The organism is Bradyrhizobium sp. 22, assembly GCF_000482425.1.
Lineage (GTDB): Bacteria > Pseudomonadota > Alphaproteobacteria > Rhizobiales > Xanthobacteraceae > Bradyrhizobium > Bradyrhizobium japonicum_B.
In genome coordinates this window covers 2054020-2076847 of record NZ_KI519399.1, presented here as the reverse complement: position 1 = coordinate 2076847, position 22828 = coordinate 2054020, and the positions used below count along the sequence as shown (strand labels likewise).

At 65.6% G+C, this 22828-nt stretch carries 19 protein-coding genes and 1 pseudogene; 7 read left to right on the top strand and 13 right to left on the bottom strand.

From position 1 onward, the window contains the following. Positions 1-184: 184 nt before the first annotated feature. The 4 genes from K410_RS0111120 to K410_RS0111105 all read right to left on the bottom strand — a co-directional run bounded on the left by K410_RS0111120 (position 185) and on the right by K410_RS0111105 (position 3600). Positions 185-430 (bottom strand): DUF6894 family protein, encoded by a 246-nt coding sequence (locus K410_RS0111120; protein WP_028134918.1) that lies wholly within the window; start codon positions 428-430, stop codon positions 185-187. A gap of 163 nt (positions 431-593) precedes the next feature. Next, the gene (locus K410_RS0111115) at positions 594-1205 is read right to left on the bottom strand and encodes a hypothetical protein (RefSeq protein ID WP_028134917.1); all 612 of its coding nucleotides are present in this window, start codon (positions 1203-1205) and stop codon (positions 594-596) included. A 113-nt stretch (positions 1206-1318) separates the two neighbouring features. After that, on the bottom strand, positions 1319-2305 hold the full coding sequence (gene acuI / locus K410_RS0111110) for an acrylyl-CoA reductase (NADPH) (protein WP_028134916.1): 987 nt from the start codon (positions 2303-2305) through the stop codon (positions 1319-1321). Between the two features lie 41 nt (positions 2306-2346). Beyond that, a complete protein-coding gene (locus K410_RS0111105; protein WP_028134915.1) occupies positions 2347-3600 on the bottom strand; it encodes an MFS transporter in 1254 nt (417 codons plus the stop codon). Positions 3601-3934: 334 nt separating this feature from the next. Here K410_RS0111105 and nadA point away from each other — a divergent pair, with 334 nt between their 5' ends. The 3 genes and pseudogenes from nadA to nadC all read left to right on the top strand — a co-directional run bounded on the left by nadA (position 3935) and on the right by nadC (position 7605). Further along, a complete protein-coding gene (gene nadA / locus K410_RS0111100) occupies positions 3935-5041 on the top strand; it encodes a quinolinate synthase NadA (protein WP_028134914.1) in 1107 nt (368 codons plus the stop codon). A 75-nt stretch (positions 5042-5116) separates the two neighbouring features. After that, positions 5117-6718: pseudogene (locus tag K410_RS0111095) on the top strand (L-aspartate oxidase). An 11-nt stretch (positions 6719-6729) separates the two neighbouring features. Further along, positions 6730-7605 (top strand): carboxylating nicotinate-nucleotide diphosphorylase, encoded by an 876-nt coding sequence (gene nadC / locus K410_RS0111090; protein WP_028134913.1) that lies wholly within the window; start codon positions 6730-6732, stop codon positions 7603-7605. Between the two features lie 44 nt (positions 7606-7649). Here the strand turns inward: nadC and K410_RS0111085 are convergent, their stop codons facing one another. From K410_RS0111085 to K410_RS38425, 3 genes are all read right to left on the bottom strand, one after another. After that, a complete protein-coding gene (locus K410_RS0111085) occupies positions 7650-9104 on the bottom strand; it encodes a cell wall hydrolase (protein ID WP_028134912.1) in 1455 nt (484 codons plus the stop codon). 629 nt (positions 9105-9733) lie between these two features. Next, positions 9734-12673: a pyruvate, phosphate dikinase gene (gene ppdK / locus K410_RS0111080; RefSeq protein WP_028134911.1), complete on the bottom strand. Its 2940-nt coding sequence runs from the start codon at positions 12671-12673 to the stop codon at positions 9734-9736. 96 nt (positions 12674-12769) lie between these two features. Beyond that, a complete protein-coding gene (locus K410_RS38425; protein WP_008562090.1) occupies positions 12770-12925 on the bottom strand; it encodes a DUF3096 domain-containing protein in 156 nt (51 codons plus the stop codon). Between the two features lie 223 nt (positions 12926-13148). On the opposite strand from K410_RS38425, the gene K410_RS0111070 reads away from it, so the two are divergent. After that, positions 13149-13502, top strand: a complete 354-nt coding sequence (locus K410_RS0111070) for a DUF1236 domain-containing protein (protein ID WP_028134910.1) — start codon at positions 13149-13151, stop codon at positions 13500-13502. 208 nt (positions 13503-13710) lie between these two features. Here K410_RS0111070 and glyS read toward each other — a convergent pair whose 3' ends face one another. The 6 genes from glyS to K410_RS0111035 all read right to left on the bottom strand — a co-directional run bounded on the left by glyS (position 13711) and on the right by K410_RS0111035 (position 19491). Continuing rightward, positions 13711-15948: a glycine--tRNA ligase subunit beta gene (gene glyS, locus K410_RS0111065; RefSeq protein WP_028134909.1), complete on the bottom strand. Its 2238-nt coding sequence runs from the start codon at positions 15946-15948 to the stop codon at positions 13711-13713. After that, the gene (locus tag K410_RS0111060) at positions 15948-16886 is read right to left on the bottom strand and encodes a glycine--tRNA ligase subunit alpha (RefSeq protein WP_028134908.1); all 939 of its coding nucleotides are present in this window, start codon (positions 16884-16886) and stop codon (positions 15948-15950) included. The genes glyS and K410_RS0111060 overlap by 1 nt, the downstream gene beginning before the upstream one ends. A 200-nt stretch (positions 16887-17086) precedes the next feature. Then, positions 17087-17278, bottom strand: coding sequence for a hypothetical protein (locus K410_RS0111055; protein WP_028134907.1), 192 nt, complete (start codon positions 17276-17278; stop codon positions 17087-17089). Between the two features lie 105 nt (positions 17279-17383). Continuing rightward, the gene (locus K410_RS0111050) at positions 17384-18292 is read right to left on the bottom strand and encodes a S49 family peptidase (RefSeq protein ID WP_028134906.1); all 909 of its coding nucleotides are present in this window, start codon (positions 18290-18292) and stop codon (positions 17384-17386) included. Positions 18293-18506: 214 nt separating this feature from the next. Then, positions 18507-19271 carry a tRNA1(Val) (adenine(37)-N6)-methyltransferase gene (locus tag K410_RS0111040; RefSeq protein WP_028134905.1) on the bottom strand — a complete coding sequence of 255 codons (765 nt, stop codon included), beginning with the start codon at positions 19269-19271 and terminating at the stop codon, positions 18507-18509. After that, on the bottom strand, positions 19264-19491 hold the full coding sequence (locus K410_RS0111035) for a putative signal transducing protein (protein ID WP_028134904.1): 228 nt from the start codon (positions 19489-19491) through the stop codon (positions 19264-19266). The genes K410_RS0111040 and K410_RS0111035 overlap by 8 nt, the downstream gene beginning before the upstream one ends. A gap of 132 nt (positions 19492-19623) precedes the next feature. On the opposite strand from K410_RS0111035, the gene K410_RS0111030 reads away from it, so the two are divergent. From K410_RS0111030 to fabF, 3 genes are all read left to right on the top strand, one after another. Further along, entirely contained in the window at positions 19624-20631 is a 1008-nt protein-coding gene (locus tag K410_RS0111030) for a polyprenyl synthetase family protein (RefSeq protein WP_028134903.1), read from the top strand. A 385-nt stretch (positions 20632-21016) separates the two neighbouring features. Continuing rightward, positions 21017-21532: a winged helix-turn-helix transcriptional regulator gene (locus K410_RS0111025; protein WP_028134902.1), complete on the top strand. Its 516-nt coding sequence runs from the start codon at positions 21017-21019 to the stop codon at positions 21530-21532. Between the two features lies 1 nt (position 21533). Then, positions 21534-22796 (top strand): beta-ketoacyl-ACP synthase II, encoded by a 1263-nt coding sequence (fabF, locus tag K410_RS0111020; RefSeq protein WP_028134901.1) that lies wholly within the window; start codon positions 21534-21536, stop codon positions 22794-22796. Positions 22797-22828: the final 32 nt, after the last annotated feature.

The window sequence follows — 22828 nt, the reverse complement described above, 5'->3', positions numbered from 1 at the left end:
TGCGCAGCCGAGTCATTGCCGGCTAGCCTTGGCGTTGATTGCGCCCTTGCCCAAAAATTGAGCGCCTCACATTCCGATTTGGTTAACCACGTCCCTCGCAGTAATATTGATCTTTACGCCCAAGCGGTTGAGCGCGGGGAAGATGTCTCTCGCCCTGGTTGTCAATTGCAACTGGAGATCGGGTTCAGGACGCCTTGCATCCGATCGTCTCGCCGACGAGGCTGATTCGAAAGACCGGCTGCCTGTTCTCGTCGAGCAGCTCCATGCACCACTCGGCGTTCGGCTTCAGGCTGCGCGCGATGCCGCCGAGCAGATTGGCGCAGACCTCCGTCATCTCGGTCCAGGCGGCCGCGCGATCCTCGAACTCATATGGCTGGTCGGCGGCGCCGGAATAGCGACCGGTACTGATGCGGAAAAAGTACAGCGACATCGTTGAACCCTTTTATCGGGCCGCGCCCCCCGGCCGGACGCAAACTGAAGCGCGAACCGCTACCAACGCATGAAAGCCGCCGTCCGTATGACTACGGCGCGGCGGCTTCATGTTCGATGGAGATCTTTGTCGACAAAGTGTGCGGGAGTCCCGCCGGGCCGTCTCACTGCGTCGAGCGGCGCAGCTCCAGCGGGGCCTCGTTCTTGGCGGGCTCGGACCTCACTTCGGCCTTGGCCTCCGCCTTCACCGGCTCGAGCCGGCTGCTCTCGACCCGCGGCGTCTCCACGCGCGCGGCGACCTCGGTGTTGGCCGGGCTGACCGAACCGGTGTGCTCCGGCCTGTGCAGCGAGCGCGGGCGCGCCGCAGCGCGGGCCATCAGCATCTGGTTGCCGCCCTGGTGACGGAAGTCGCAATAGGCGAAGCCCATGCCCGACACGGAGCCGCGGAAGCTGCGATCGTCGGTCTTTTCCAGGTTGAAACAGGGCTCGAACGGAATCCCCTTGATCGAGGCGCAGACATTCTGGCCGCGGATCTGGAGCGTATTGCCGGGCAGGCGGAGGTGCTTGACCGGGCCCGCGCCCGAGAACTGCACCGCACCAGCGGCGCCGAGATCGTCGAGGATGCGGCCTGCACCGCGGGTGCCGTCGAAACAGGTGAAGGCAAACACTTTGCCGGCGACGAAGCGGCGCGCCTCGTCGGCGTTCATGCTTCCGGCAACGGCCGGCGCAAACGTTGCTGCCGCCGTGACAGCCCCCAACACAAAACGCGCAAGCATGCTCAACTCCGAACCCAACCCCGCAGCGGGCGATGCCTTATCTCTTTACCCGCTGCTTACCATACGAACCATGGCGACATTGAAGCAGCTTGGTTGGTAAAGTCTGAACGCCGTTAGACAATTTTTACCACGATACGGCCGCGCACCGCACCGGCCAGGATCTTGGCGCCCCAATCCGAAACCTCGGCAAGCGAAATTTCCTTAGTGATTTCAGCTAGTTTTGTCCGATCGAGATCGGATGCGAGGCGCTGCCAGGCGGCCTTTCTGGGCTCGATCGGACACATCACCGAATCGATGCCGAGAAGGCACACTCCGCGCAAAATAAACGGTGCCACCGAGGACGGCAGGTCCATGCCCGCCGCCAGGCCGCACGCCGCGATCGCTCCGCCGTATCGCGTCATCGAGAGCAGATTGGCGAGGGTGGTCGAGCCGACGCTGTCGACGCCACCGGCCCAGCGCTCCTTGGCGAGAGGTTTGGCCGAACCGGACAGTTCGTTACGGTCGATGATTTCGGCAGCGCCCAGGTGCTTCAGATAGTCGGCCTCAGAGGCCCGGCCGGTCGAGGCGATGACGTGGTATCCGAGCTTCGAAAGCACGGCGATCGCAACCGAGCCGACGCCGCCGGCGGCACCGGTCACCACCACCGGGCCGCTCTTCGGCGACAAACCGTGCTTCTCCAGTGCCAGCACCGCGAGCATCGCGGTGAACCCGGCGGTGCCGATCGCCATGGCATCGCGCGCCGAGAGCCCCTCCGGCAAGGCGACCAGCCAGTCGCCCTTCACCCGCGCCTTCTCGGCATAGGCGCCGAGATGGGTCTCGCCCATGCCCCATCCGGTGCAGACCACCTTGTCGCCGGCCTTCCACTGCGGATGCGAGGAGGCCTCGACCGTACCGGCGAAGTCGATGCCGGCGATCATCGGGAAGCGGCGGACCACGGGCGCCTTGCCGGTGAGCGCAAGGCCGTCCTTGTAGTTCAGCGTCGACCATTCGACCCGGACGGTGACATCGCCGTCCATCAGCTCGGCTTCATCGAACTGCGTGAGCGCGGCAATTGTGCCCTTGTCCGCCTTGTCGATCCGGATCGCCTTGAATGTGGCCACGACTGAACTCCCTGACTTGTCTGTCCGGGATGTTTAGCCGATCAGGCGGGCTGCGCAACCGCCCGGGCCACCGGTTTCTCCACGATCGGAAGATTGATCAGCGCGGAGAGCACGCCGAACAGGATCGAGAGCCACCAGATCGGCGTGTAGGAACCGAATTTCTCGAACACGATGCCCCCGAGCCAGACGCCGAGGAAGCCACCGACCTGATGGCTGACGAAGGCGAAGCCGTAGAGCGTGGCAAGCCAGCGCGTGCCGAACATCAGCGCCACCAGCGCCGAGGTCGGCGGCACTGTGGAGAGCCAGGTCAGGCCGGAGATCGCACCGAACGCAATCGCCGAGAACGGCGTGATCGGGAACGAGATGAAGGCGAGTGTCGCCAGCGCGCGCGTGAAGTAGATGGTCGAGAGGATGTAGCGCTTGGGCAGTGAGTTCTGGAGATAGCCGACGCTGAGCGAGCCGGCGATGTTGAACAGGCCGATCGCCGCGATCACCCAGCCGCCGGTCTGCGCGGAGATGCCGCGATCGACCAGGAAGGCCGGCAGATGCACGGTGATGAAGGCGAGCTGGAAGCCGCAGGTGAAGAAGCCGAGCACCAGCAGCACATAGGAGCGGTGCCCGAAGGCCTCCGCGAGCGCCTTTGTAATGGTCTGCTCATCGGCAGGCGCCGTATTGGCCGTGTTTGCGACAGGCGGCGTCGAGAGCGCCAACGACAGCGGGATGATCAGCAGCATCAGGAAGCCGAACACCGAGAGCGCCTGCTGCCAGCCGAAATTGTCGATCAGCGCGACGCCGATCGGCGCGAACAGGAACTGCCCGAACGAGCCCGCGGCGGTGCCGGCGCCGAGCGCAATGCCGCGCTTCTCCGCGGGCAAGAGCTTGGTGAAGGCCGACAGCACCAGGTTGAACGAGCAGCCGGCCAGACCTAAGCCGATCATCACGCCGGCCCCCATGTTGAGTGACAGCGGCGTCGAGGAATAACGCATCAGGAGCAGCCCGCCGGCATAGAGCAGCGCGCCGACGCACATCACCCGGAACAGGCCGAAGCGATCGGCCACGGCTCCAGCGAAGGGCTGGCCCAGACCCCACAGCAGGTTCTGCACGGCGATCGCGAGGCCAAACACGTCGCGGCCCCAGGAGAATTCGTGGCTCATCGGCTGCACGAAGAAGCCGAGCGCGGAGCGCGGACCGAAGCCGAGCATGCCGATCGCACAGCCGCACAGAATGATGATGGCCGGGGTGCGCCAGTTGGAGGAACGTGGGGCCGGAGCAAGTTCGCTCACTGATGTCGACATGGTGCTCCTCGTTTGTCATTGGCGGAGTGGCGAAGCGGCCGCCGCGAACGTGCCATTTAATGCACTTGCATGAAAATCCCAAGTCAAAAACGGTTGCATTCCACGAGGAGCTGCCGCGGGAGCCTTGCATTTCAATGTGGCCTCACCTGACCCTCCGGACCCTGACGGAAATGTGTGCGGCTGGATCTGGCAATCCCCGGTAGAGCATGTTATGTTAGATTTGCTCATAATGAGTATATACAGTCCGAAGACATCCGCGCTGGCCTCTCGGCCGGCATTTTCGGACCTCATATATACTCAATTTGAGCATAATTACTCTGCAAGGGAGGCTTCGATGCCGATCGCTGGAATTTACGGTCCCGACGATTTTGCCAACCGGCCCCAGGGCCAAGTCAGCGCCTTCCCCCGGGCTGCACCCGCCCGAACGGAAGCCAGGCTGCCGACGCCCTCGCTGACATGGACGCCGGGGGTCGCCCGCGCCACTGCGCCGCTCTATGAGCGCGTGAATCATGTCATCCCGCCGATCGAGTGGCCGCTGATGGCGCCGACGATCCTGGCGATCAACGAGCTGAAGCGCGCCCGCGGCGCGGTGATCCTCGCGCACAATTACCAGTCCCCCGAGATCTTCCACTGCGTCGCCGATATCGGCGGCGATTCGCTGCAGCTCGCTGTCGAAGCCACCAAGGTGAAGGCCGGCATCATCGTCCAATGCGGCGTGCATTTCATGGCGGAGACCTCGAAACTGCTCAACCCCGACAAGACGGTGCTGATCCCCGACGCACGCGCCGGCTGCTCGCTCGCCGCCAGCATCACCGGCGCCGACGTCCGCCTGCTGCGCGAGAGATTTCCCGGTGTGCCGGTCGTCGCTTACGTCAACACCTCGGCCGAGGTGAAGGCCGAGGTCGACATCTGCTGCACCTCGTCGAACGCGGTGCAGGTGGTCGAGAGCCTTGGCGCTCCAAGCGTGATCTTCCTGCCCGATCGCTACCTCGCAACTTACGTGGCCTCGAAGACCGACGTGAAAATCATCGCCTGGAAGGGCGCCTGCGAAGTGCACGAGCGTTTCAAGGGCGAAGAGCTGCGCGCTTTCCGCGAGGCCGATCCCTCGGTGCAGATCATCGCGCATCCCGAATGTCCGCCGGACGTGCTGGCGGAAGCCGACTTCACCGGCTCGACCGCGCACATGATCAACTGGGTGCGTGAGCGGCGGCCGCGGCGGCTGGTGATGATCACGGAATGCTCGATGGCCGACAATGTGCGCGCCGAGCTGCCCGACGTGGAGATGCTGCGCCCCTGCAATCTCTGCCCGCATATGAAGCGCATCACGCTCGCCAACATCCTGGACAGCCTGCTGACGTTCCGTGAGGAGGTGACGATCGATCCCGCGCTCGCGGAGAGGGCAAGGCGTTCGGTCGAGCGGATGATCAATCTGAAGAATTGAGGGCAACCTGTAGCGACAAACACCGCCGTCGTCCCTGCGAACGCAGGGACGACGGCGGAGTGAATGGAGAGAACGATGACCAACAACATCCACGACCTCATCCGCACCGACGAAATCGTCATCGTCGGCGGCGGTCTTGCCGGACTCTTCTGCGCGCTCAAGCTCGCGCCGCGTCCGGTGACGCTGATCTCGGCAGCACCGCTCGGACAGGGCGCCTCATCCGCATGGGCGCAGGGCGGCATCGCCGCCGCGGTGGCCGAGGGCGACACGCCGGAGGCGCATGCTGCCGACACGATCGCGGTCGGTGGCGGCCTCGTCGACGAGGCGGTCGCGCTTGGGATCGCCCGCGAGGCGGCGCCGCGCATCCACGACCTGCTCGCCTATGGCGTGCCGTTCGATCGCGATCTCGAAGGAAAGCTTGCGGTCGGGCGGGAAGCTGCGCACTCGGCCCGGCGCATCGTGCATGTGCGCGGCGACGGGGCGGGCGCCGCGATCATCGCGGCCTTGAGCGATGCGGTGCGCCGGACGCCGTCGATCCGCGTCATCGAAGGCCTCGTCGCCGAAGCCCTCTTGACCGAAGATGGCGCCGTCACCGGGCTTCAGTTGCGCGAAGCCGGCAATCCCATCGCACGGCCGCTCCTGCTCGCCGCGCGCGCAATGGTGCTTGCCACCGGCGGGATCGGACACCTCTATGCCGTCACCACCAATCCGCTCGAAGCCAGCGGCTCGGGCCTTGCCATCGCGGCCCGCGCCGGTGCCGTGATCGCCGACCCCGAATTCGTCCAGTTCCACCCGACTGCCATCATGGCCGGAGGCGATCCGGCACCACTCGCCACCGAAGCCCTGCGCGGCGAAGGCGCGACGCTGATCAACGGCAACGGCGAGCGCTTCATGGCGGCGCGCCATCCGCTCGCGGAGCTCGCGCCACGCGACATCGTGGCCCGCGGCGTGTTCGCCGAGATCGCGGCCGGGCGCGGCGCCTTCCTCGATGCACGGACGGCGCTCGGCGCGCGCTTCGCCGACAGATTTCCGACCGTGCATGCGAGCTGCATCGCCGCCGGCATCGATCCGGCGAGGCAGGCCATCCCGGTCGCGCCCGCCGCGCACTACCATATGGGTGGCATCGCGGTGGACGGGCGCGGCCGCAGCTCGATCGACGGGCTCTGAGCCGGCGGCGAGGTGTCGTCGACCGGCGCGCACGGCGCCAACCGGCTGGCCTCCAATTCGCTGCTGGAGGCGGTGGTCTATGCCGCGCGCATCGCCGACGACATCGCCGGCCGAGTTCTTCCCTCCCCTGCCCGCCTTCCCGATGCATTGGTGGCACCGCGCGGCGCGCCGGATGCCGCGGCCGTGCGGCGGCTGCGGGCGACGATGAGCTCCTGCGTCGGCGTGATGCGCGACGATGACGGCCTGGTGGAAGCCGTGCGCCACTTCGCCGCGCTCGAACGCGAGACCACGAGCACCACGCTGCGCAACATGGCGACGACGGCCCTGCTTGTCGCCGCCTCGGCGTGGAGCCGGCGCGAAAGCCGCGGCGCGCATTTTCGCATCGACCACCCGGCGGAGGTGCCCGCGCTGGCGCAGCGGACGATGACCACCCTCGCCGCGATGCGCGAGGCCGCCGAGAACCTGAGCGAGCGGCTAGTCCCGCGCGGCGCCCAACCCCTGATTGCCTGAAGGAAGCCCCGATGACCCCGACCTCACTGCTCTATCCCGATGCCTTCCTCTCGCCGCTCGCAATCGACGCGGCCGTGCAGCGCGCGCTCGACGAGGACCTCGGCCGCGCCGGCGACATCACCTCGCTTGCGACGATCCCGGAAGCGACCAGAGCCCAGGCGGTCCTGGTGGCGCGCCAGTCCGGCGTGATCGCCGGCCTGCCGCTCGCGCTCGCGACGCTGCAGAAGCTCTCGGCCGACATCGAGGTACGCGCCCATGTCCGTGACGCCGCACGCGTCGCCCGCGGACAGCAGGTGCTGACGATCTCGGGCCCCGCGCGCGCCATCCTCACCGCGGAGCGAACCGCGCTGAACTTCGTCGGCCGCCTGTCGGGCGTCGCGACGCTGACGGCGGATTATGTCGCGCGCACCGAAGGCACGAAGATGCGCATCTGCTGCACGCGCAAGACCACGCCGGGGCTGAGGGCGCTGGAGAAATACGCGGTGCGCTGCGGCGGCGGCTTCAACCACCGCTTCGGTCTCGACGATGCGATCCTGATCAAGGACAACCACATCGCGGTCGCCGGCGGCATCCGTCCGGTGCTGGAGCGCGCCCGCGCCCATGCCGGCCACCTCGTCAAGATCGAGATCGAGGTCGATACGTTATCGCAATTGCGCGAGGTGCTCGACACCGGGCTGGCCGACGCCGTGCTGCTCGACAACATGGATCTACCGACGCTGCGGGAGGCCGTCAGGCTCAACGAGGGCCGCCTCGAGCTGGAGGCGTCCGGCGGGGTCACGCTCGAGTCGATCGCCGCCATCGCCGCCACCGGCGTCGATTACGCCTCGGCCGGCGCGCTGACGCATTCCGCGCCGAATTTCGACTGCGCGCTGGATATCGAGGCGTGAGGCGGTCTTCTCTCCCCGTTCTTACGGGAAGAGGTAAAGGACAATTACCTCCGGTCGCTCGCACCCATCTCGGCGGAGCTCTTGGCTTCCTGGGCGAGCTCGGCGGAGAGCGCGGCGGTCTGGGCCGGCGTGCCCCAGCTCGGCTCTTCGCTGCCGTCGCCCCAGGCGCGCGGGCGGTAGAAGGTGTGCACGCCGGTCTTGTACATCTTCTTCATCTCCGCGACCCAGGACGGGCGCACCCAATAGGCATGATAGTGCGTGGACTTGCCGACCTCGGGCAGCCAGATCTGGCCGTCGAGCATGGCCTTGGCGATCTTCTTGGCGCGCTCCCACATTTCGGGCTCGCGGATCACGTCGGTATTGTTGTCGCAGGCGAAGGTGAACTGGCAGGCGAGATGACGATGCTTGTTCTGATAGACCGCGCCGCACACGGTGTCCGGATATTTGCCGGAGAACACGCGGTTCATCACGACTTGCGCGACGGCCATCTGGCCGCGCACCGCCTCGCCGCGGGATTCGAAATAGACCGCTTCGGCGAGGCACTTTTCGGACTTGGCGCGCGACTTGTCGTCGAGCGCGAGCCGCTCCGCCGGCGACCTCGTGCGCTGGTTGTCGGCATTGACCTCACCCTTCGGCGCAACGCTCTCGCCGCTCTCGATGTCCTTGGCGATCTCCACGGTCGGCGGCGTCAGCGAGGCCGTCGCTTTCATGTCGGGATCGGGCATCACGATCAGCGGCTCGGCGCCGGGCTGCCAGCTCTCGATGCTCTCCAGATTGCCGCCGAGCGAGGAGCTGCCGAAGAACAGGCTGGAGGTCTTGACGCTGAAGGGATCGCGCACCGGCGTCGTCGGCGCTGTGGTCCGCTTGAGCGCCTCGAGCGGCGCGGTCGCGAGCGCGCGCGCGGCGTCGCTGGCCTGCGGCGCGTTGGTGTATTGCGACAGCGGCGGCGCGCGCAGCGCTTCCTGCAGCTCGGGGTCGAGCGCGGCCGCGGATTCCGGCGACATCGGCAGTGGCAGGGCGGCGGTCTTGGCGCCGAACACCGAGCTGTTCGACGTCGCGGGATCTTCCTGCGGCGGTGCCGCAGCGGGCGCGGCCGTCTCTGGAGCCTGGCCCGGTGTGACAATTGCGAGGCGATCACCCTTCATGGAGCGATCGACCTTGGGAAAGTCGGATGCTTGGTAGCGCGGCACGGTCTGTAGCGCCGGATTGCGGCGGATCGCACCGGTGACGTCGCGGCCGTCCAGGCTCGCGAGGCGCACCATCGCGCTCTGCGGAACCGAGGTGCCGATGGGGCGGGAAAAACTATAGGTGGCGAGCTGGATCGAGGACGCCGCGGAGAACACCTGCTTCTGCCAGCGCTCGGCGACGCCGGGTTGGCGCGCCAGCAAAGAGGCAATGTCCTGATAGCCGGTCTCTCTCGGCATCAATGCGAAGATGCAGAGACCGATGCCGAAGGACGCGAACCGCGCGCCCTTCGGATGGTTACGCAACACTGACATCAACACGCTCACGCTACGCTTACGCCAGAAAAATCGAGCCGCAGTACATCCGTGCAATTCGATCTTTATCGTAAGTATCCAATTTAGGTTGCTGGGGCGTTAATCGGCGTTGCGCGAGCAGCACACTCAAGCGAACACAGGTGTTTTCACGGGGCGATGCTGCGCGTTGGTAAATTCCTCGTCACGTGAAGCGGTAAACAAGAGGTCAACGCGAATGGTGAAGGAACTCTTGACGGCACGTAGCTGTACGGGGCGCGCGCGGTTCCCGTTGTTGCGCAAAGCGCGTTCGCATCACCGCCGCTGTCATGCTCCGCGAAAGCGGGGCATCCAGTACGCCGCGGCTTCTCGATTCAATCAGTGCTGCCTCGGCGTACTGGATCGCCCGGTCGAGCCGGGCAATGACAGCGAGTATGTGGCGAGTGCGTCCCACGATCTCCGTCATTGCGAGCGCGGCGAAGCAATCCAGAATTTTTCCGCGGAGGGATTCTGGATTGCTTCGTCGCATCAGCGCAAAATTGCTACGCAATTTTGTCGCGAGCTCCTCGCAATGACGAGAGGAGAGACCCTCGCTCAAAATGAAAGAGGCGGGGTTTTGGCCCCGCCTCTTTTGCATTACATCTGCGTTCGACCTACGCCTGGCTCGCGATCTCCTTGCCGAGCGCGGCTTGTGCGGCGGCAAGGCGCGCGATCGGCACGCGGTAGGGTGAGCAGGAGACGTAGTCGAGGCCGATATGGTGGCAGAAGGCAACCGAGGCCGGATCGCCGCCGTGCTCGCCGCAGATGCCGACCTTGAGCTTCGCCCGCGTCTTGCGGCCGCGCGCGACGCCGATCTTGACCAGCTCGCCGACGCCTTCCTGGTCGAGCGCGATGAAGGGATCGACCGAGAGGATGCCTTTGGACACGTAGGTCCCGAGGAAGCTCGCGGCATCGTCGCGGCTGATGCCGTAGGTGGTCTGCGTGAGGTCGTTGGTGCCGAACGAGAAGAACTCGGCCGACTGCGCGATCTCGCCCGCGAGCAGGCAGGCGCGCGGCAGCTCGATCATGGTGCCGACCTGATAGGCCAGCTTGGTGTTGGTCTCGCGCATCACCGCCTGCGCCGTGGCATCGATCCGCGCCTTGACGAGATCGAGCTCCATCTTGGTCGCGATCAGCGGCACCATCACCTCGAGGCCGACGGCCTTGCCGGTGCGCTTCTCGGCCTCGACCGCCGCCTCGAAGATCGCCCGCGCCTGCATCTCGGCAATCTCGGGATAGGCGATCGCGATGCGGCAGCCGCGGAAGCCGAGCATCGGATTGAACTCCGAGAGCTCGCGCGCGCGATCGGCGAGGCGCCGCGGATCGGTGTTCATGGCTCGCGCCACTTCCTCGACCTCGGCATGGGTGTGCGGCAGGAATTCATGGAGGGGAGGATCCAAAAGCCGGATCGTGACGGGCAGGCCCTTCATGATCTCAAACAGCTCGACGAAGTCGGCGCGCTGCATCGGCAGCAGCTTGGCGAGCGCGGCGCGGCGGGACTGCTCGTCCTCGGAGAGGATCATCTCGCGCACCGTGCGGATGCGGGTCTCTTCGAAGAACATGTGCTCGGTGCGGCAGAGACCGATGCCTTCGGCACCGAACTTGATCGCGGTGCGCGCGTCGTCCGGCGTATCGCCGTTGACGCGGACGCCGATCTTGCGGACCTGATCGGCCCAGTTCATCAGCGTGCCGAACTCGCCGGACAGCTCCGGCTCGATCATCGGCATGCGGCCGGCGAGCACCTGGCCGAGCGAGCCGTCGATGGTGATGACGTCGCCGGTCTTGAAGGTGCGCGAGCCGATGCTCATGGTACCGCGGCCGTAATCGACGCGGATGGTGCCGCAGCCGGAGACGCAGGGCTTGCCCATGCCGCGGGCGACGACCGCCGCGTGCGAGGTCATGCCGCCGCGGGTGGTCAGGATGCCTTCGGCGGCGTGCATGCCGTGAATGTCTTCCGGGCTGGTCTCGATGCGGACCAGGATCACCTTGCGCCCGTCGGCCTGAAGCTTGGCCGCTTCATCCGAGGAGAACACGATCTCGCCGGAGGCTGCTCCCGGCGAAGCCGGCAGGCCGGTTGCGATCACGTCGCGCTTGGCGTGGGGATCGATGGTCGGATGCAAGAGCTGATCGAGCGAAGCCGGATCGATCCGCGTCACCGCTTCCTTCTTCGAGATCAGCCCTTCATTGGCGAGCTCGACCGCGATGCGCAGCGCGGCTTTCGCGGTGCGCTTGCCGCCGCGGGTCTGCAGCATCCAGAGCTTGCCCTGCTCGACCGTGAACTCCATGTCCTGCATGTCGCGGTAGTGCTTCTCGAGCAGCGTATAGATCCGCGTCAGCTCCTTGAAGGCCTCCGGCATCGCCGATTCCATCGACGCCTTGTCGGAGCCCGATTCCTTGCGCGCTTCCTCGGTGATGTCCTGCGGCGTGCGGATGCCCGCCACCACGTCCTCGCCTTGCGCGTTGATCAGGAACTCGCCGTAGAGCTTGCTCTCGCCGGTCGAGGGATTGCGGGTGAAGGCAACGCCGGTGGCCGAGGTCTCGCCCATGTTGCCGAACACCATGGCCTGCACGTTGACCGCGGTGCCCCAGGATTCCGGGATGTCGTGCAGCTTGCGGTAGGTCACCGCGCGCGCGTTCATCCAGGATGAGAACACCGCGCCGATCGCACCCCAGAGCTGGTCGTGCGGATCCTGCGGGAAGTCCTTGCCGGTCTCGCGCGCGACCGCGTCCTTGTACTTGCCGACCAGCTCGACCCAGTCGTCGGCGGACAGATCGGTGTCGAGCGTGTAGCCCTGGCTGTCCTTGAAGGTGTCGAGGATCTCCTCGAAGTGATGATGCTCGAAGCCGAGCACCACGTCGGAATACATGGTGATGAAGCGGCGATAGCTGTCATAGGCGAAGCGGCGGTCGCCCGACAATTCGGCCAGCGCTTCGACGGTCTGATCGTTGAGGCCGAGGTTGAGCACGGTGTCCATCATGCCCGGCATCGAGGCGCGCGCACCGGAGCGCACCGAGACGAGCAGCGGGTTCTTGGTGTCGCCGAAGATCTTGCCGGCCAGCTTGCCGACATGGTCGAGCGCCTTCTCGACCTGTGCCTGCAATTCCTTCGGGTAGGTTTTGCCGTGGGCGTAGAAGTAGGTGCAGACCGAAGTCGGGATGGTGAAGCCGGGAGGCACGGGCAGGCCGAGATTGGCCATCTCGGCGAGGTTGGCGCCCTTGCCGCCGAGCAGGTCGCGCATCTCCGTCCGGCCTTCGGCCTTGCCGTCACCGAATGTGTAAACCCATTTGCCGGCCTTGACGGCGCTTGGGGCCGCCTTCGCGGGCACAGCCTTCTTCGCTGCGGGCTTGGCAGCAGCCTTCGGCAGAGCGGCCTTGGTCACGGCCTTGGCCGCCGGCTTGGCAGCGGACTTTGCAGCGGTCTTGGCAACGGCTTTGGCGACCGGCTTCGGCGCGCTCTTGGCCAGCGCCTTGCGGGCTGGCGGCGCAGCCTTGGCGGCGGCCGAGGACTTTGATTTCGCTGGCATTTTTTTAGGCTTCGAGGCGGCTTTGGCCATAGCTTGCACACAACCTGCGAGAGGAATGGGAAATCGCGGGCCTTACACCACTTTGGGCGGGCCCGCGCAAGTCGAACAGTTCCGAAAAGTGAACGCCTAGAAGCGGAGCCACTTCAGGAGCCCGAGCCCGATCGCGCCGTTCACGATCAGGAAGATCGCGACGATCAGGTTCAGCAGCCGCGGCATGATCAGGATGAGCACACCCGCAATCAACGACAGGATCGGCGAAATGTGGGCGACGGTGATGTGCATGAACTATCTTTCTGTGGAGGGGGCGAATCGCGGGCGGATCATAGCCCTCCCGGTTCCGCGAGTAGAGACGCGCAACGGGCGAGGCAGGTTCCGCCGCCCACGAAAACTGCCTGAAATTGCCGCTGATACGGCAGGGCTTTACCCGGAACATTGCCGACACGCATGCATTGGCAACCGGTCGCGCCTATTGCGCGTCCGAACCATCACGTCGAAGGAGTTGTCCATGCGGAACAGGATTCTTGCTCTTGCAGCGCTCGCGGCCGCGATCGGCTCGCCTCTGGCGGCGCAGGCGCAAACCAGTGTCACCGTCGGACGCGCGCCCGCCGTGGTCGACAGCGGCCCAACCATCGCAGTCGAGCAGCGGCCGGCTTTCCGCGACTACGTCGTCGAACAGCGTGTGCCGGCCTTCAGCATCCCCGATCGCGTCGTGGTCGGCACCACCTTACCCGAGGCGGGCGTCACCTATTACGACGTGCCGCAACGTTTCGGCGCCACCACCTATCGCTACACCGTCGTGAACGGCGAGACCGTGCTGGTCGAGCCGCGTTCGCGCCGCATCGTCGAGGTGCTGGACTGAGACGGCATCGGACCGAGTTCGACTAGATGTCCGGCGCGTCACATCAGGCTGGCGCGAGCAGTTCAATCGGACATCAGGCCCCGCCCGGTCTTCCCCCCGCCGGGCGGGGCACTTTTTACGCTTTGTGTTTGAGCCCGTGTCCCGGACAAGGTGCAACGCGCAAGCGTTGCGACGCAGAGCCGGGGCACGAGGCCGCAATACCCGCGCCTCAATCCTGGATCTTGGAGAAATCCGCCACCGCGCGCGTGGCGCTGCGGATCTCGTTCAGGAGCTTCAGGCGGTTCTCGCGCACCTTCTCATCCTCGTCGTTGACGCGAACCTTGTCGAAGAACGCATCGACCGGCGGACGCAGCTTCGCCATCGCGCTCATGGCGGCAGCAAAGTCCTCCTTGGCGACCGCGGCGCCGGCTTCCGCCTTCACCTCGTCGATCGCCTTGGCCAACGCCTTCTCCTCGGCAAGGCTGTAGAGTGCGGCGTCGGGCGCACCGTCGAAGCTGCGCTTGTCCTTCTTTTCCTCGATCGACAGGATGTTGCTGGCGCGCTTGGTGCCGGCGAGCAGGTTCTTGCCATCGTCAGTGTCGAGGAATTTGCCGAGCGCCTCGACCCGGCGGACGATCATCAGGAGATCGTCCTCTGTTCCTAGCTCGAACACAGCCCGCGCGAGATCGTAGCGCGCTCCCTGACTGCGAAGTTGAGCTTCTAGGCGATCGTCGATGAAAAGCCGAAGGTCGAATATTTCATCATAAGCGGCATCAACCTCCTCATCAGAGAGTTCGTCGGGGAACGCTTCCTTCTCAAACTTCAATAGGATGCGATTTGCCCGACGAGCAGACATGACATCCTCAGGGAGTCTCTGAAGTTCATCCGCCAGTCGATCCAATTTTTGATGCTTCAGTTCATCCCGAATTTCGATGTGTGCGGGAATAAAAACCTTCATAAGCGGAATTCGAAGCTCATTCTCAAGAATGACCCGAATGGCGCCAAGAGCAGCGCGGCGCAAGGCGTAAGGATCTTTGCTCCCAGTAGGCCTTTCGTTAATGACCCAGAAGCCCATTAGCGTGTCGATTTTATCGGCCAGAGCTACGGCGATGCTAACAGGGTCCGTCGGCACACGATCACTCGGGCCCTGCGGCTTGTAGTGATCTTCGCAAGCAGTAGCGACCTCCGGATCCTCACCTTGCGCTAAGGCATAATATTTGCCCATTAAGCCTTGAAGTTCGGGAAACTCGCCGACTACTTCGCTCAGCCGATCGGCCTTAGCCAACTGTGCGGCTCGACGTGTTTTCTCAACATCCGCACCGACAAATGGTGCAATTTTCACTGCAAGGCTCACAAGCCTTTCAACGTGCCGGCTCTCTCTGCCGAGCTTCTCGTGGAACACGATCTGCTCGAACTTCGGCAGCCGGTCCTCGAGCTTGGTCTTCAGGTCTGTCTCGTAGAAGAACTTCGCATCCGAAAGCCGGGCGCGAATGACGCGCTCGTTGCCGGCGATGATCGTCTTGCCGCCATCGCTCGCCTCGATATTGGCGACCAGGATGAACTTGTTGGCGAGCTTGCCCGTCTTGGGATCACGCACCACGAAACACTTCTGGTTGTTGCGGATGGTGGCGCGGATTACTTCGCCCGGCGTCGCCAGAAACTCCGGCTCGAACGAGCCCATCAGCACGACCGGCCATTCGACGAGGCCTGCGACTTCGTCGAGCAGGTTCTGGTCCTCGACCAGCTCGAAGCCTTGCGCGAATGCAAGCTGCTTGGCGTCGGTGAGGATCGCATCCTTGCGGCGCTCGGGGTCGAGCACGACCTTGGCGTCGAGCAATTTTGCTTCGTAGTCCTCGAAGCGGCGCACGGAAATAGCCGCGGGCGCAAGGAAGCGATGGCCGTAAGTGGTCTGGCCGGCCTCGACGCCGTCGACCGAGAACTTCACAACGTCGGGCTCTTCGGTCTCGAGCCCGAACGTCGCGGTGATCGCGTGCAGCGGACGCACCCAGTTCAGCGAACCCGGCTTGCCCGAGCGCGCGCCCCAGCGCATCGATTTCGGCCAGGGGAAGGTGCGGATGATCACGGGCAGGATCTCGGCGAGCACGTCGATGGCGTCGCGGCCGGGCTTCTCGATCAAGCCGATGTAGAAGTCGCCCTTGGGATCGCGCTGGATTTTTGCCTCGTCCAGCGACTTCAATCCCGTCGCCTTGAGAAAGCCCTGCACGGCCGCGTCGGGCGCGCCGACTTTCGGGCCGCGTCGCTCGGTCTTGAGGTCAGGCTGGCGCGCGGGGATGCCGTGCACGGTAAGCGCAAGGCGGCGCGGCGTCGCGAAGGCTTTCGCGCCCTCGTAGACCAGGCCTTCGGCGACGAGCTTGTCGGTGACGAGGCGGCGCAGATCGTCCGCCGCCTTCGCCTGCATGCGCGCGGGAATCTCTTCGGAGAACAGTTCAAGCAAAAGATCGGGCATCAGGCCGCTCCGCCCGCTTCAGTATGGATCCAGGCCTCGCCGCAGGCTTTCGCCAGCTCGCGCACGCGAAGAATGTAGCTCTGCCGCTCGGTCACCGAGATCACGCCGCGCGCGTCGAGCAGGTTAAAGACGTGGCTCGCCTTGATGCACTGGTCGTAGGCTGGCAGCGCCATCAGATGCTGCTTCTTGTCGCCGCCGTCGCGCCAGCCGGCGTCGAGATATTTCCGGCAGGCCGCTTCAGCCATCTTGAACTGCTCGAACAGCATCGCGGTGTCGGCATGTTCGAAATTGTGCCGCGAATATTCCTGCTCGGCCTGCAGGAAGACATCGCCATAAGTGACCTTCTGATCGCCATCGCGGCCATTGAAGTTGAGGTCATAGACGCGGTCGACGCCCTGCACATACATCGCAAGGCGCTCGAGCCCGTAGGTGAGCTCGCCCGCGACCGGCGCGCATTCGAAGCCGGCGACCTGCTGGAAATAGGTGAACTGGCTCACCTCCATACCGTCGCACCAGCACTCCCAGCCAAGGCCCCAGGCGCCCAGCGTCGGGCTCTCCCAATCGTCCTCGACGAAACGGATGTCGTGCACGGCGGAATCGATGCCGATCGCGGCCAGCGACTTCAGGTAGAGCTCCTGAAGGTTCGGCGGCGACGGCTTCATGATCACCTGGAACTGGTAGTAATGCTGCATCCGGTTCGGATTCTCGCCGTAGCGGCCGTCCTTGGGCCGGCGCGAGGGCTGCACATAGGCCGCGTTCCAGGGCTTCGGCCCGAGCGCGCGCAGCGTGGTCGCCGGATGGAAGGTGCCCGCGCCCATCTCCATGTCGTAGGGCTGCAGGATCACGCAGCCCTGCTCGGCCCAGAACCGCTGGAGCGCGAGGATAAAGCCCTGGAACGAGCGTTCCGGGCGCATATGGGCGGGCAAGGAGGCGTCCATCGTCAGATCAGGCTCTCGCGGGGGTTTTGAATCGCGCGGGACCGTATCGACGGCGGGGGTGGGAATCAAGGCGAAGGGGGCTGGAAAGCGGCCCTATACTCCGTCATGGCCGGGCTTGTCCCGGCCATCCACGACCTTGATCGCGGCACGAAGAATGTGGATGCCCGGGACAAGCCCGGGCATCACGCGTGTGGCGCGGCCTAACCCGGCCTGTACGCCCCAGTCACGGGGTCACGCTTCAGCTTCTGGATATCCCCCATGCGGGCGGTCTCGGCGACGCGCGACAGGCGCATCTCCTCCAGCTCCTGGTTGATCTTGACGGCGGTCTTGTAGGCCCAGCGGACCACGGCAAGCCCACCCAGCACGCCCGCAAAAGCGACGAACGGCGGCATCGGTCGATCCTTGTCTAGTGCTCAGCCCCCACGCGCATTCTCGCGCAGTCCGGGCCGCGCCGCAATTGGCATGGCGAGGGGCGAAATGGCGCGGGACGGCGCTGGCTAGAACCCGAATTTCGCCCAGATCGCCCGCGTCTCGACCGCCGAGATCAGCTCGTCCGGCAGCCCGGCGATCGATTCCAGTGCCGAAAGCTGCCCTGCGCCGGGTGATTTCCGCCCCAGAAGGCCGGACAGCAGCCCGGTCGGCTGCGCGATCACGGGGGTGAGAACCTTGTCGCCATAGCGGGCACGAAGAGTTGAGCGCAGATCGCCGATGCAGTCGGCAAGCCCCAGCGCGACCGAACTGTCGCCGGCCCAGTATTCGCCCGTGAACAGCGTATCGTCCGAGCCCTTGAGCCGCGCACCCCGGCTTTCCTTCACCAGCGAAATGAAGATCTGGTGGATCTCGCGCTGGATCGCCTTCAGCTTGGCGACGTCTTCCGGGTTTTCGGGCAGGAACGGGTCGAGCATCGCCTTGTGCTCGCCCGACGTGTAGAGCCGCCGCTCGATGCCGAGCCGCTTGATCGCCTCCTGGAAGCCGAAGCTGCCGCCGACCACGCCGATCGAGCCGAGGATCGATGAGGGATCGCAGATGATCTCGTCGCCGGCGCAGGCGATCATATAGCCGCCGGAGGCCGCGACGTCCTCGACGAAGACCAGCACCGGCAGCTTCTTCTCCGCTGCGAGGTGCTTGATGCGCAGATAGATCTGGCGCGACTGCACCGGCGAGCCGCCGGGCGAATTGATCACCAGCGCCACCGCCTTGGCGTGACGATACGAGAACGCGCGCTCCAGCACTCTCGCGACTCCTGCAAGCGTCAGACCGGGACGCAGCGGCGTCACCGCGCCGATTACACCGGAGAGCCGCACCACCGGCACCACCGCGGTGCCGGGGCGGAAGCGCGCCGGCAGAAATTGCATGAGCTTGTCGGCCAGGCCGGAACTCTCACGATCGTTCAATTGTTCGGCCATGCCGTTACCTCTGATTAACCATTTTTTATCACGCGACTGTCATTGGAAGTGCCTGGAACGTGTTTTGCAGATTTTCCCTTGGAAGGCTGCAATGAGGCGGCGGAGAACACCATGAAAATCTATCTTCTGATGCTGCTGATCGGCGCGCTGTTCATGGCGATCCGCCTGACCTCGCCGCACGAGCAGCGATCGGAATCGCTTCCGCGATAAGCCGTCAAGGTTCCACCAGCGGCAAGGCCGCTCTCCCCTCCAAAATCTCCGTCATCTCGCTGTTTGATGCGCGCGTCTCGTCGTTGAGCATGAGGCCCGGCAGCAATCGCGTCGGGGCCCGGCCGCCTTTGACCGCACGCACCAGCACGCGGATCGCAGGCCGCCCCGCTTCGCCGTGAACCGGCAGGATCGCGAGGCTGCCGAAGCCGCGCGACAATGCCGCCAGGACATCGGCGATGCCGTCCGCACGCCAGATCAATGTCAGCACACCATTCGATCGCAGGATGCGCCGCGCTGCATGCACCCACGCATGCAGAGTCTCCTCCGTCGCCACATGCGCGATGTGACGCGCCCGATCGGGCGAGCCGCGATGCCGGGCCGGATCGTTGAACGGCGGATTCATCAGCACCACGTCGACGCTGTCGGGCGGCAGCCCATTCGCGGCAAAGGCGTCGGCGCCGGAAGTGACGTCGAGCACGATCGTCTCGGCGGTGATCGCATTGGCCGCCGCGTTGCCGCGCGCGAGCCCTGCCAGCTCCGGATCGATCTCGACCAGGCTGAGGGCGAGACCGGGGACGCGGCTGGCGAGCGCCAGCCCGGCCGTACCGACGCCGGCTCCCAGATCGACCACGCGGTCTCCGCTGCGCGCCTCGGTTGCCGCCGCGAGCAGGATGGCGTCATGCCCGGCACGATGGCCGGACCGCTTTTGCCTCAGGCGTAACCGGCCGCCGAGAAAGGCGTCCTCGGTAATATCTGCAGCCTCACTCATCGCCGCGCAGTTCGTGGCTGAGGCCGGCCTGGGTGAGGAGTTCCCTCGCCTCCTGGACATCGTCCTCATGGACGAGGATGCGCCGTGGCAGGATTCCGAGCGAGCCCTCGATGATGCTCATGTTCTGGTCGAGCACCAGATGATGGATATTGGCGCCATCGAGCAGCGCGCCGATCGCCGACACCAGCACCATGTCGTTGGTCCGAACCAGTTCACGCAAATCCCAGGTCTCCTGCCTGAAAACGGGGCAGCGGCAAATGTCAATGGTTCCGCAGCACTTGCCGCATCCGCCGCCAGTTTCTATTGTCTTTCCGTCAGAATAGCCCTTCCGGGGCAAATATTGGAGACCGGCGTGGCCGTCATCGTACCTTTCGAAACTCCCGGCGCGTCGATCGAACAGCTCGTTGCCCTTGTCGCCCCTGACATGGAGCGCGTCAACGCCACGATCCTGTCGCGGACCGGCTCCGACGTGACCATGATCCCGGAGGTCGCCAACCATCTGATCTCCTCCGGGGGCAAGCGGCTGCGGCCGATGCTGACGCTCGCCATGGCCAACCTCGCCGGCTACACCGGCGACGGCCACATCAAGCTCGCGGCCTCCGTCGAGTTCATGCATACCGCCACGCTGCTGCACGACGACGTCGTGGACGAGAGCGAGATGCGCCGCGGCAAGCTGTCGGCGCGCATGCTCTGGGGCAATGAGGCCAGCGTCCTCGTCGGCGACTTCCTGCTCGGCCAGGCCTTCCGCATGATGGTCGAGGTCGGCTCGCTCCGCGCGCTCGACATTCTCTCGGCGGCGGCCGCCACCATCGCCGAGGGCGAGGTGATGCAGCTTGCCGCCGCCAAGAACACCGCGACCACCGAGGACGAATATCTCGCCGTGATCCGCGGCAAGACCGCCGAGCTGTTCGCCGCCGCCTGCGAGGTCGGCCCCGTCATCGCCAACCGTCCGAAAGCCGAGCAGACCGCCTGCCGCTCGGTCGGCATGAATCTCGGCATCGCCTTCCAGCTCGTCGACGACGTGCTCGACTATGGCGGCAAGAGCGCCAAGCTCGGCAAGAACACCGGCGACGATTTCCGCGAGGGCAAGATCACCCTGCCCGTCGTGCTCGCCTTCCGCCGCGGCAACGACACCGAGCGCGCCTTCTGGATCCGGGCGCTGGAGCGCGGCGAGATCGGCGACAGCGATCTCGATCACGCCATCGGATTGATGAACAAGCATCGCGCGCTGGAAGACACGCTGAGCCGCGCCCAGCACTACGGCGCCATGGCCGTCGACGCGCTGGCGCTATTCCCGTCCTCGCCGATGAAGAGCGCGTTGGAGCAGGTGGTGGCGTTCTGCCTGGCGCGGTCGCACTAGGCGACTGACGCTCACGCTTTGCGCGCTCCCTGCACCCGTCATTGCGAGCGCAGCGAAGCAATCCAGAATCCCGCCGCGGAGAAAAGCTGGATTGCTTCGCTGCGCTCGCAATGACGGAGTACGCCGCGACGGCACCGCTCGCTCTCGTGTCCCGGACGCGCTGCAGCGTGAAACGCTGCTGCGCAGAGCCGGGACCCATGCGACATCCGCAATCATGATCAATATGGGCCCCGGCTCTGCAGCGCACCGCTAAGAGGCGCTGCGCTGCGTCCGGGGCACGAGAGCGCGCTTCATCTCACCAGCAGAACCCAGCCTCACTCGCTCCACATGGCTCCCCGCGTTCAGTCGCTTGCATTTTGCAAGTTACTGCCCTACCTTGCCCGCCATGCAACCCAAATCCCCCTCCATCCTGGAATGTCCGGTCGGCCGTGCCGTCGAGACGGTCGGCGAGTGGTGGAGCATCCTGATCTTGCGGGATGCGTTTCAGGGTGTGACGAAATTCGACGAGTTCGCGCAGAGCCTCGGCATCGCGCCGAACATCCTGTCGCGGCGCCTCGCTCATCTCACCGCATCGGGCATGTTCGTCCGCCGCCGCTATCATGAGCGGCCGCCGCGTTACGAATATGTGCTGACGGACAAGGCGCGCGACTTCTTTCCCGTGATCGTGGCGCTGCTGGCCTGGGGCAACCGGCACCTCGCGCCCAAAGGCGAATCTATCATGCTGGCGAACCGTAACGACCGCCGCCCGCTCGATCCGGTCGTGGTCGACGCCGCGGACATGCAGCCGATCACGCTCGCCAATGCGGTCGTGATCGCAGGGCCCCGCGCCAGCCGCGGGATGCGCACACGGCTCGCTTCGCTCAAGGCCATGAACCCGGCCGTCGCGCCGGCTGGAGACTGACATGCGTCGTATCGTCGTGACGGGAATGGGCGCGGTGTCACCGCTGGCTTGCAGCGTCGAGCTGTCCTGGCGTCGGCTGCTCGCCGGCCAAAGCGGGCTGCGCCCTCTGCCCGAATGGGCGCAGGCGCTGCCGGCGCGCGTCGCCGGTCTCGTGCCCGACAAGGCCGATGACGCCGATGGCGGCTTCGATCCGGCGCAGGCGGCCGCGCCAAAAGACCAGCGCAAGATGGACCGCTTCATCCTGTTCGCGCTGCTCGCCACGGCACAAGCCGTCGCGCAGGCGAAATGGACGCCGCAGGACGCAGGCGCGCTGGAGCGGACTGCGACGATCATCGGCTCCGGCGTCGGCGGCTTCCCGGCGATGGCGGAGGCGGTGCGCATCACCGAGCAGCGCGGCGTGCGTCGGCTGTCGCCGTTCACGATTCCCTCATTTCTGGCCAACCTCGCCGCCGGCCACGTCTCGATCAAATACGGCTATAAGGGCCCGCTGGGCACACCGGTCACCGCCTGCGCCGCCGGCGTGCAGGCGATCGGCGATGCCGCGCGCATGATCCAATTGGACGAGGCGGATGTCGCGATCTGCGGCGGCGCAGAGGCCTGCATCGACATCGTCAGCCTCGGCGGCTTTGCAGCGGCCCGCGCGCTGTCGAGCGGCTTCAACGAGGAACCCGCACGCGCCTCGCGCCCATTCGACCGCAAGCGCGACGGTTTCGTGATGGGCGAAGGCGCCGGCATCCTGGTGATCGAGGCGCTCGAGCATGCGCTTGCGCGCGGCGCGAGGCCCATCGCGGAGATCGTCGGCTATGGCACGACGGCGGACGCCTACCACATGACATCCGGTCCGCCCGATGGCGAGGGTGCCCGCCGCGCCATGGAGATCGCGCTGCGGCAGGCAAAGCTTGCGCCCACGGACCTGCAGCACCTGAATGCGCACGCCACCTCGACGCCCGCCGGCGACGAGAGCGAGCTCGGCGCGATCGCCGCACTGTTCGGCCGCAACCGCGGCATTGCCGTCAGCGCGACCAAATCGGCCACCGGCCATCTGCTCGGCGCCGCCGGCGGCCTGGAAGCGATCTTCACCGTGCTCGCCTTGCGCGACCAGATCGCGCCGCCGACGCTCAATCTCGAAGACCCCGATGCGGGCGCCGATGGCATCGACATCGTCGCCGGCACCGCGCGGCCGATGCCGATGCAGCATGCCATCTCCAACGGCTTTGGCTTCGGCGGGGTGAATGCCAGCGTGATCTTCCGCCGCATGGATTAAACGAAGGCTCTTCGAACCTGAAGACTTGCAAT

Bases quoted from the DNA above. Each gene is read 5' to 3' on its own strand.
- K410_RS0111120 (WP_028134918.1), bottom strand. From the start codon at position 430: ATGTCGCTGTACTTTTTCCGCATCAGTACCGGTCGCTATTCCGGCGCC.
- K410_RS0111115 (WP_028134917.1), bottom strand. From the start codon at position 1,205: ATGCTTGCGCGTTTTGTGTTGGGGGCTGTCACGGCGGCAGCAACGTTT.
- K410_RS0111105 (WP_028134915.1), bottom strand. From the start codon at position 3,600: ATGTCGACATCAGTGAGCGAACTTGCTCCGGCCCCACGTTCCTCCAAC.
- nadA (WP_028134914.1), top strand. From the start codon at position 3,935: ATGCCGATCGCTGGAATTTACGGTCCCGACGATTTTGCCAACCGGCCC.
- nadC (WP_028134913.1), top strand. From the start codon at position 6,730: ATGACCCCGACCTCACTGCTCTATCCCGATGCCTTCCTCTCGCCGCTC.
- K410_RS0111085 (WP_028134912.1), bottom strand. From the start codon at position 9,104: ATGTCAGTGTTGCGTAACCATCCGAAGGGCGCGCGGTTCGCGTCCTTC.
- ppdK (WP_028134911.1), bottom strand. From the start codon at position 12,673: ATGGCCAAAGCCGCCTCGAAGCCTAAAAAAATGCCAGCGAAATCAAAG.
- K410_RS38425 (WP_008562090.1), bottom strand. From the start codon at position 12,925: ATGCACATCACCGTCGCCCACATTTCGCCGATCCTGTCGTTGATTGCG.
- K410_RS0111070 (WP_028134910.1), top strand. From the start codon at position 13,149: ATGCGGAACAGGATTCTTGCTCTTGCAGCGCTCGCGGCCGCGATCGGC.
- glyS (WP_028134909.1), bottom strand. From the start codon at position 15,948: ATGCCCGATCTTTTGCTTGAACTGTTCTCCGAAGAGATTCCCGCGCGC.
- K410_RS0111060 (WP_028134908.1), bottom strand. From the start codon at position 16,886: ATGGACGCCTCCTTGCCCGCCCATATGCGCCCGGAACGCTCGTTCCAG.
- K410_RS0111055 (WP_028134907.1), bottom strand. From the start codon at position 17,278: ATGCCGCCGTTCGTCGCTTTTGCGGGCGTGCTGGGTGGGCTTGCCGTG.
- K410_RS0111050 (WP_028134906.1), bottom strand. From the start codon at position 18,292: ATGGCCGAACAATTGAACGATCGTGAGAGTTCCGGCCTGGCCGACAAG.
- K410_RS0111040 (WP_028134905.1), bottom strand. From the start codon at position 19,271: ATGAGTGAGGCTGCAGATATTACCGAGGACGCCTTTCTCGGCGGCCGG.
- K410_RS0111025 (WP_028134902.1), top strand. From the start codon at position 21,017: ATGCAACCCAAATCCCCCTCCATCCTGGAATGTCCGGTCGGCCGTGCC.
- fabF (WP_028134901.1), top strand. From the start codon at position 21,534: ATGCGTCGTATCGTCGTGACGGGAATGGGCGCGGTGTCACCGCTGGCT.